Source organism: Pseudomonas fluorescens group sp. (genome assembly GCF_020093335.1).
Taxonomy (GTDB): Bacteria; Pseudomonadota; Gammaproteobacteria; order Pseudomonadales; family Pseudomonadaceae; genus Aquipseudomonas; species Aquipseudomonas petroselini.
Genome location: NZ_JAIOKW010000022.1, coordinates 83,491 through 91,216, shown reverse-complemented (window position 1 = coordinate 91,216; position 7,726 = coordinate 83,491). Strand labels below are relative to the sequence as shown.

The following is a 7,726-nucleotide window of genomic DNA, read 5'->3' as shown; positions in this document are numbered from 1 at the left end:
CCCGATGGCGGTGGTTCAGTTGATATAGCTATCACTGACACACCGTCATCGGGAGCAAGCCCCCTCCCACATTTTTTTTGCGGCAAATTTCAAGAGAGCGGCAACTCCCCATTGCCGCTTTACTGGCGCCACGCGGAAATCGCTTGCCGCTTTTCTGGCATCGTCGCCGGCAACCGCCTCGCAAGCCCTTGATATACGGGCCTCCACCAGATTGGCATGCACCTTGCTATAACCCTGTTAACGAAAAGCAGGTCAGCCTAAAGGTTTCCGCCATGAGCATCAGCTTCGATAAAGCGCTCGGTATCCACGAACAAGCCCTGGGCTTCCGCGCCCAGCGTGCTGAAGTCCTGGCCAACAACATTGCCAACGCCGACACCCCGAACTACAAGGCTCGGGACCTGGACTTCTCTGCCGTGCTCGCCGCCCAGCAGGACAAGACCAAGAACGGCACCTTCGCCTTGAACATGACCAACAGCCGTCATATTGAAGCGCAAGGCCTGAGCAGTGGTGACGAGTCGTTGCTGTATCGCACGCCGATGCAGCCGTCGATCGACCAGAACACCGTCGACGCGCAGCTGGAGCAATCGGCCTACGCCGAGAACTCGGTGAACTTCCAAGCCAGCTTCACCCTGCTTAACAGCAAATTCAAAGGGCTGATGTCAGCCCTGCGCGGAGAGTAAGCCATGTCCCTGTCCAGTGTTTTTAATATTGCCGGCAGTGGCATGAGCGCGCAGACCACGCGCTTGAACACCGTCGCCAGTAACATCGCCAACGCCGAGACCGTGTCTTCGAGCATTGACCAGACCTACCGCGCCCGTCACCCGGTGTTCGCCACCATGTTCCAGGGTGGCCAGAGCGGCGGCAGCGACTCGCTGTTCCAGGACCAAGGTGCCGCAGGCTCCGGCGTGCAGGTACTCGGTGTGGTTGAAGACCAGAGCAATCTGGAGGCCCGCTACGAGCCTAACCACCCGGCGGCCAACGAAAAAGGCTACGTGTACTACCCGAACGTCAACGTGGTCGAGGAAATGGCGGACATGATTTCCGCCAGCCGCTCGTTCCAGACCAATGCGGAAATGATGAACACCGCCAAAACCATGATGCAAAAGGTCCTGACCCTGGGTCAGTGATAAGGGGCGCCAAATAATGGCCATCGTTGATACGAGTAACAACACGGCAGTCCAAGACCTTTTCAATTCCAAGGTCAAGACTGCAACGGACAACAGCAGCGTCGGCGATGCCGCCAAGTCGGCGACGGGCAACCAGTCGCTGGGCAAGGACGCGTTCCTGCAACTGCTCGTGACCCAGCTGAAAAACCAGAACCCGCTGTCGCCCCAGGACAACGGCGCGTTCGTGGCCCAGCTTGCACAGTTCAGTAGCCTGGAAGGCATCAACACCCTGAACGATTCGGTGAATAACATCTCCAGCAACTTCAGCTCCTCGCAAGCGCTGCAGGCGTCGTCGCTGGTAGGGCGGTCGATCATCATCCAGACCGACAAGGCCATGGTCGACACCAGCAAGAGCATGAACGGTTCCGTGGCGGTGACCTCGGCGGTGGGCAACGTCTCCGTCAAGATCACCGACAAAGATGGCACTGTGGTGCGCACCCTCGACATGGGGGCCCAGAGCGCCGGTACCCAAAGCTTCATCTGGGATGGCAAGAACGAAAATGGCGAGGTCGCTCCTGCGGGCACCTACACCTTCAATGCCACTACCAAGAACGACAAGGGCGAGGCTGTCGCCCTGGCCACTTCGTTGCCTGCGACGGTAACGAGCGTGACCTTGAGCAAGACCGGCGGCGAGATGCTGCTGAACCTTGCAGGTGGCATGGGCAGCGTCAAGCTGTCGCAAATTCAGACTATCGGTACATAGAGCCGGCTAAATACGGCAGAGGGAGAGAAACATGTCTTTTAATATCGGCCTTAGCGGCCTCTATGCGGCCAACAAACAACTGGACGTGACCGGCAACAACATCGCCAACGTCGCGACCACTGGCTTCAAGTCGTCCCGCGCGGAATTCTCGGACATCTACGCCGCGTCCAAACTGGGCACCGGCCAGAACAGCATCGGCAACGGTGTAAACCTGGCGGCCGTGTCCCAGCAGTTCACCCAGGGTGACGTCAACAACAGCGGCGGCGTGCTGGATATGGCGATCCAGGGCGGTGGCTTCTTCGTTCAGAAGGGCAGCGACGGCTCGCTGGAGTACACCCGCAGCGGTGCCTTCCGTGCCGACAAAGACGGCTATATCACCAACAATACCGGCACTTCGCGCTTGCAAGGCTACGCCGCGGACGCGGACGGCAACATCGTCAAGGGCGGCTTGACCGACCTGCAACTGAACCTGTCGTACCTGCCACCCAAGGCGTCCACCAAGGTGGATTCCACCAGTAACCTGAACTCGTCGTCGCCGGTGATCGACCAGGCTACCAAGCTGTTTGATCCTACTGACACGAGCACCTTCACCACCCAGAACAGCACCACTTTGTATGACGCCCAGGGTAACTCCCACGAAATGGTGCAGTACATGGTGAAGTCGAACCCCAACGAGTGGAAGGCCTACACGTTGATCGACGGCCGTAACCTGGATGGCACTAAGCCTACAACCACCGGCGCCACCGCCCCCGTGCCAGCGACCTATACCTTTGACGGTGCCGGTAAGCTTCTGGGTGTCACCGGTACAGGCGTGGTCGGCACAACCTTGACGCTCACGGGTTGGGTGCCGGGTACGGTGACCAACGGTAATTGGGCGCCAAACAACGCTACAGCGCCGAATATTGCCGTCAACCTGGGTAACGTCACCCAGTACAACTCGGCCAGCTACCGCAACCCGCCGACCACCGATGGTTACGCGACCGGGCAGATCACCGGCCTGAAAATCGACGGCAGCGGCGTATTGTTCGCCACGTTCAGCAACCAGCAGAGCAAGGCCATCGGCCAGATCTCCTTGGCCAGCTTCAACAACGAACAAGGCTTGCAGCCTTCGGGCGGCACCACCTGGAGAGAGACCTTCGCCTCGGGCCAGCCAGGTTATGACACCCCGCAAGCCGGTACCCTGGGTTCGATCGTGGCCAACTCCCTGGAGAACTCCAACGTCAACCTGACCAACGAGCTGGTGGACCTGATCAAGGCCCAGAGCAACTACCAGGCGAACGCCAAGACCATCTCCACCCAGAGCACCATCATGCAGACCATCATTCAGATGACCTGATGCATCAGTGCTCTAAAAGAAGCCCCTCGTAAGAGGGGCTTTTTTTTGCCTGCCATTTGGCGCTGAAGGCGTTTTCCCGCGCCATCGCAGTCAGGGGGGACATGTGTCTGCGGGAACTGATCACACCACACCCTCCACTTATTCGGGCGTAGGAGGCTTGAATCATAATGGGGGGCTGGGTATGTGGAGTTCGTCGGAATCTGCCCATGGGGCGGTGGGGGCGCGTCGTGACGTTGTTGGGAGTGGGTTTTATCTGGGGGCGGTAAGCCGTTCGGTTGCAACAACGCAAGGCGTAGATTCGAACAAGCAAGCCATCACTCAGTTGCTTAAGGAGCTTGAAGATGCCGAGAAGACATCCAAGAAGCAGACGGCTCAGGATCTGCGTGACAAGCTGAATAAAATACGAGAGGAGCTTGGAGACGAGAAATTCAAGGCTGTCCTCGACGCGCTGAAAAAAGACCAGACTGACGCTTGGTGGGCGTGGTTGAAGGCACTGTTTCCGGATTTGTTTCCAGATGAGCCGCCTCCTTCTCCTGCGCCTTCTCCGAGTCCGTCGCCGGGCGGTGGTGGTGGCGGTCGCGGCAGTAGAGTCAATCCGGATGATTTTGGCCCTGCCGAGCCTATGAGCAACAAGCCCCTTACCGAGGGTGCCAAACATTTCAACTACAAACCTGACAACAGTAACCCAGGCAAGAAGCCGGACAATATCTGGAGTGGCTTCAGCCAGGGTCCTGACGGGAATTGCGTGACTGTTTCATCAATAAAAGCCGCAATGATGCAGTTTGGTCAGAAACCGACAGACATCTATAAAAGCGTGAAGGAGACCGCCAATGGATACGAGGTGGTCATGAGGGACAGCGATAAGGTTTATAAACTCTCCAAGGATGAGTTGAAGCAGGCAGCAACCTATGCCCGTTTCAAGGGCGATGATCCGCAAATGATAACGGATGCCAACTTTCTGTATGCCATGAGTGCGAAGCGGGCTCAAGTTGAGGGTAATAGCGGCAGTCCTGGCGAGCATGATCGATTCGCCACGCGTAGTTTTGCCGATGCAATGCAAAGTTTGAACGATGGTGAGTACTCGCGTGAAGGGCTGGACCGTTTGGGCCTGAAAGGGCATTACAGGCCGGCGACAGACTCTGACTTGAGAAGCAGCAAAGTGGGAACAGTGGAGTACGGCGGCCATTCGATGGCGGTGATCAACGGGCGGATCGAGTTGTGGGGGCGGCGCGGCGGCGGGCCTCAGTCGGGTATAGCGACCGTGTTGTTCTAGATCACGTGCGCGTTATTGTCGGGCAAAAGAAAACCCCCGATACACCGTAGGTCTATCGGGGGCTTTTCAACCTTGGGGGTTAAACCCAAGGTGGGCTCAGCTTATTGGCAAGCTTCGCAATCCGGCTCGTCAATCGCGCAGGCCTTTGGCACTGGCGCCGGGCCGGCCGGAGCAGCGAGTACCGAATCATCACCGTGGTTGCCGCTGGAAACAGCGTTCAACTTACCGGTGTTGATGGTCGACTTCTCGGTGCTGGTGGCGGCCAGGGCACGGAGGTAGTAAGTGGTTTTCAGACCACGGTACCAAGCCATGCGGTAGGTCACGTCCAGCTTCTTGCCCGATGCGCCGGCGATGTACAGGTTCAGCGACTGGGCCTGGTCGATCCACTTCTGACGACGGCTGGCCGCGTCAACGATCCACTTGGTGTCCACTTCGAAAGCGGTCGCGTAGAGCTCTTTGAGCTCTTGCGGGATGCGCTCGATCTGCTGCACGGAACCGTCGTAGTACTTCAGGTCGTTGATCATGACCGAGTCCCACAGGCCGCGGGCTTTCAGATCGCGAACCAGGTACGGGTTGATCACGGTGAATTCGCCCGACAGGTTCGATTTCACATACAGGTTCTGATAGGTCGGTTCGATCGACTGCGATACGCCGGTGATGTTGGCGATGGTCGCGGTCGGCGCGATGGCCATGATGTTGGAGTTACGAATACCTTTTTGTACACGGGCACGTACCGGCGCCCAGTCCAGGGATTCGTTCAGGTCAACGTCGATGTACTTCTGGCCACGTTGCTCGATCAGGATCTGTTGCGAATCCAGCGGCAGGATGCCCTTGGACCACAGTGAACCCTGGAACGTCTCGTAGGCACCGCGCTCATCGGCCAGGTCGCAGGAAGCCTGGATCGCGTAGTAGCTGACCGCTTCCATGGACTTGTCGGCGAACTCGACCGCAGCGTCCGAACCGTAAGGAATGTGCTGCAGGTACAGCGCGTCCTGGAAGCCCATGATGCCCAGGCCGACCGGACGGTGCTTGAAGTTGGAGTTCTGCGCCTGTGGCACCGAGTAGTAGTTGATGTCGATCACGTTATCGAGCATGCGAACGGCGGTGTTGACGGTGCGTTCCAGCTTGGCGGTGTCCAGCTTGCCGTTGACGATGTGGTTCGGCAGGTTGATCGAGCCCAGGTTGCAAACGGCGATCTCGTCCTTGTTGGTGTTCAAGGTGATCTCGGTGCACAGGTTCGAGCTATGGACCACGCCCACGTGCTGCTGCGGGCTGCGCAGGTTGCACGGGTCTTTGAAGGTCAGCCATGGGTGGCCGGTTTCAAACAGCATGGACAGCATTTTGCGCCACAGGTCTTTGGCCTGGATGGTCTTGAACAGCTTGATCTTGCCTGGGTACTGGGACAGGGCTTCGTAGTACTCGTAGCGTTCTTCGAAGGCCTTGCCGGTCAGGTCGTGCAGGTCCGGCACTTCGGAAGGCGAGAACAGGGTCCACGGGCCGTCATCGAAGACGCGCTTCATGAACAGGTCAGGGATCCAGTTGGCGGTGTTCATGTCGTGGGTACGACGACGGTCATCACCGGTGTTCTTGCGCAGCTCGATGAACTCTTCAATGTCCATGTGCCAGGTTTCCAGGTAGGCACAGACAGCGCCTTTGCGCTTGCCGCCCTGGTTGACCGCAACGGCGGTGTCGTTCACGACTTTCAGGAACGGTACAACGCCCTGGGACTTGCCGTTGGTGCCCTTGATGTACGAACCCAGCGCACGCACCGGCGTCCAGTCGTTGCCCAGGCCACCGGCAAATTTGGAGAGCATGGCGTTGTCGTGGATCGCGTGGTAGATGCCCGACAGGTCATCCGGCACGGTGGTCAGGTAGCAGCTGGACAGCTGCGGACGCAGGGTGCCGGCGTTGAACAGGGTCGGGGTCGACGACATGTAGTCGAAGGACGACAGCAGGTTGTAGAACTCGATGGCGCGGTCTTCTTTGTGCTTCTCTTCGATCGCCAGGCCCATGGCCACGCGCATGAAGAACACTTGCGGCAGTTCGAAGCGGATACCGTCCTTGTGGATGAAGTAACGGTCGTACAGGGTTTGCAGGCCCAGGTAAGTGAACTGCTGGTCGCGCTCGTGGTTGATCGCCTTGCCGAGTTTTTCCAGGTCGAAGGTGGCCAGGATCGGGTTCAGCAATTCGAATTCGATACCCTTGGCGATGTAGGCCGGCAGGGCCTTGGCGTACAGGTCAGCCATCTCGTGGTGGGTGGCGCTGTCGGCTACGCCGAGGAAGCCCAGGCCTTCGGCACGCAGGGTGTCCATCAGCAGGCGAGCGGTCACGAACGAGTAGTTCGGCTCACGCTCGACCAGGGTACGGGCGGTCATCACCAGCGCGGTGTTGACGTCGGTCAGGGCCACGCCGTCGTACAGGTTTTTCAGGGTTTCGCGCTGGATCAGGTCACCATCGACTTCTTCCAGGCCTTCGCAGGCCTCGGTGATGATGGTGTTCAGGCGGCCCAGGTCCAGCGGCGCAAACGTGCCGTCGGCCAGGGTAATGCGGATCGACGGGTGAGCCTGTACCGCGGCTTCTTCGGCTGGCGTGCGCACGGCACGTTCCTTGGCGCGCGAGTCACGGTAGATCACGTAGTCGCGGGCAACTTTCTGCTCGCCGGCACGCATCAGGGCCAGTTCGACCTGGTCCTGGATTTCTTCGATGTGGATAGTGCCGCCCGAGGGCATGCGACGCTTGAAGGTCGCGGTGACTTGTTCGGTCAGGCGGGCAACGGTGTCATGGATGCGCGACGAAGCGGCAGCGGTGCCGCCTTCAACTGCAAGAAACGCTTTGGTGATGGCGACGGTGATTTTGTCATCGGTGTAAGGAACGACAGTCCCGTTACGCTTGATCACGCGCAGTTGGCCAGGTGCGGTGGCGGACAGATCCAGGTTCGAATCAGCGGCCTGCGGCACGGAGCCCTGCGGGTTCTCGCGAGTTGTGTCGGTTTGCATGGGGGGTTGTCTCCACGTTCTATATTTATTTGGGCACCATCACGGTGCCCACCGTTCCGTCCTGAAGCATTTACAGCAGGCCTGGGCCTGGCATAACAACTTCGGGACAGGAGGAAGGGAGCTGTTCGCGCCGCTTCCATGCCGAAGTCTTCGGTTCGGGGCTCAAAAGCCCTTGGCCGTATTCCTGGTGGGTGACAGTTGCCAGGTTCAAGCACTGCAACACCCGTACCGTTTTGCGCTGTTGGAGCGTGA

The 7,726-nt window shown here is 58.8% G+C and carries 7 protein-coding genes; 6 read left to right on the top strand and 1 reads right to left on the bottom strand.

What is annotated here, in order from left to right:
• From K7431_RS20925 to K7431_RS20900, 6 genes are all read left to right on the top strand, one after another.
• On the top strand, positions 1 to 192 hold a 192-nt coding region (locus tag K7431_RS20925; protein WP_224316750.1), incomplete at its 5' end, for a hypothetical protein.
• An 80-nt stretch (positions 193 to 272) separates the two neighbouring features.
• The gene (gene flgB / locus K7431_RS20920) at positions 273 to 680 is read left to right on the top strand and encodes a flagellar basal body rod protein FlgB (RefSeq protein ID WP_003175633.1); all 408 of its coding nucleotides are present in this window, start codon (positions 273 to 275) and stop codon (positions 678 to 680) included.
• 3 nt (positions 681 to 683) lie between these two features.
• Positions 684 to 1,127 (top strand): flagellar basal body rod protein FlgC, encoded by a 444-nt coding sequence (gene flgC, locus K7431_RS20915; protein WP_015885456.1) that lies wholly within the window; start codon positions 684 to 686, stop codon positions 1,125 to 1,127.
• Positions 1,128 to 1,143: 16 nt separating this feature from the next.
• Positions 1,144 to 1,869: a flagellar hook assembly protein FlgD gene (gene flgD, locus K7431_RS20910; RefSeq protein ID WP_015885455.1), complete on the top strand. Its 726-nt coding sequence runs from the start codon at positions 1,144 to 1,146 to the stop codon at positions 1,867 to 1,869.
• Positions 1,870 to 1,900: 31 nt separating this feature from the next.
• Positions 1,901 to 3,205 carry a flagellar hook protein FlgE gene (gene flgE / locus K7431_RS20905; protein ID WP_015885454.1) on the top strand — a complete coding sequence of 435 codons (1,305 nt, stop codon included), beginning with the start codon at positions 1,901 to 1,903 and terminating at the stop codon, positions 3,203 to 3,205.
• Between the two features lie 181 nt (positions 3,206 to 3,386).
• Positions 3,387 to 4,478 carry a hypothetical protein gene (locus K7431_RS20900; protein WP_043205774.1) on the top strand — a complete coding sequence of 364 codons (1,092 nt, stop codon included), beginning with the start codon at positions 3,387 to 3,389 and terminating at the stop codon, positions 4,476 to 4,478.
• A gap of 101 nt (positions 4,479 to 4,579) precedes the next feature.
• Here K7431_RS20900 and K7431_RS20895 read toward each other — a convergent pair whose 3' ends face one another.
• The gene (locus K7431_RS20895; RefSeq protein ID WP_015885452.1) at positions 4,580 to 7,474 is read right to left on the bottom strand and encodes a ribonucleoside-diphosphate reductase subunit alpha; all 2,895 of its coding nucleotides are present in this window, start codon (positions 7,472 to 7,474) and stop codon (positions 4,580 to 4,582) included.
• Positions 7,475 to 7,726 lie beyond the last annotated feature (252 nt).

What these genes read in the sequence shown, in the direction of transcription:
- K7431_RS20895 (WP_015885452.1), bottom strand. Translation starts at nt 7,474, where the DNA reads ATGCAAACCGACACAACTCGCGAGAACCCGCAGGGCTCCGTGCCGCAG.
- flgE (WP_015885454.1), top strand. Translation starts at nt 1,901, where the DNA reads ATGTCTTTTAATATCGGCCTTAGCGGCCTCTATGCGGCCAACAAACAA.
- K7431_RS20900 (WP_043205774.1), top strand. Translation starts at nt 3,387, where the DNA reads ATGTGGAGTTCGTCGGAATCTGCCCATGGGGCGGTGGGGGCGCGTCGT.
- flgB (WP_003175633.1), top strand. Translation starts at nt 273, where the DNA reads ATGAGCATCAGCTTCGATAAAGCGCTCGGTATCCACGAACAAGCCCTG.
- flgD (WP_015885455.1), top strand. Translation starts at nt 1,144, where the DNA reads ATGGCCATCGTTGATACGAGTAACAACACGGCAGTCCAAGACCTTTTC.
- flgC (WP_015885456.1), top strand. Translation starts at nt 684, where the DNA reads ATGTCCCTGTCCAGTGTTTTTAATATTGCCGGCAGTGGCATGAGCGCG.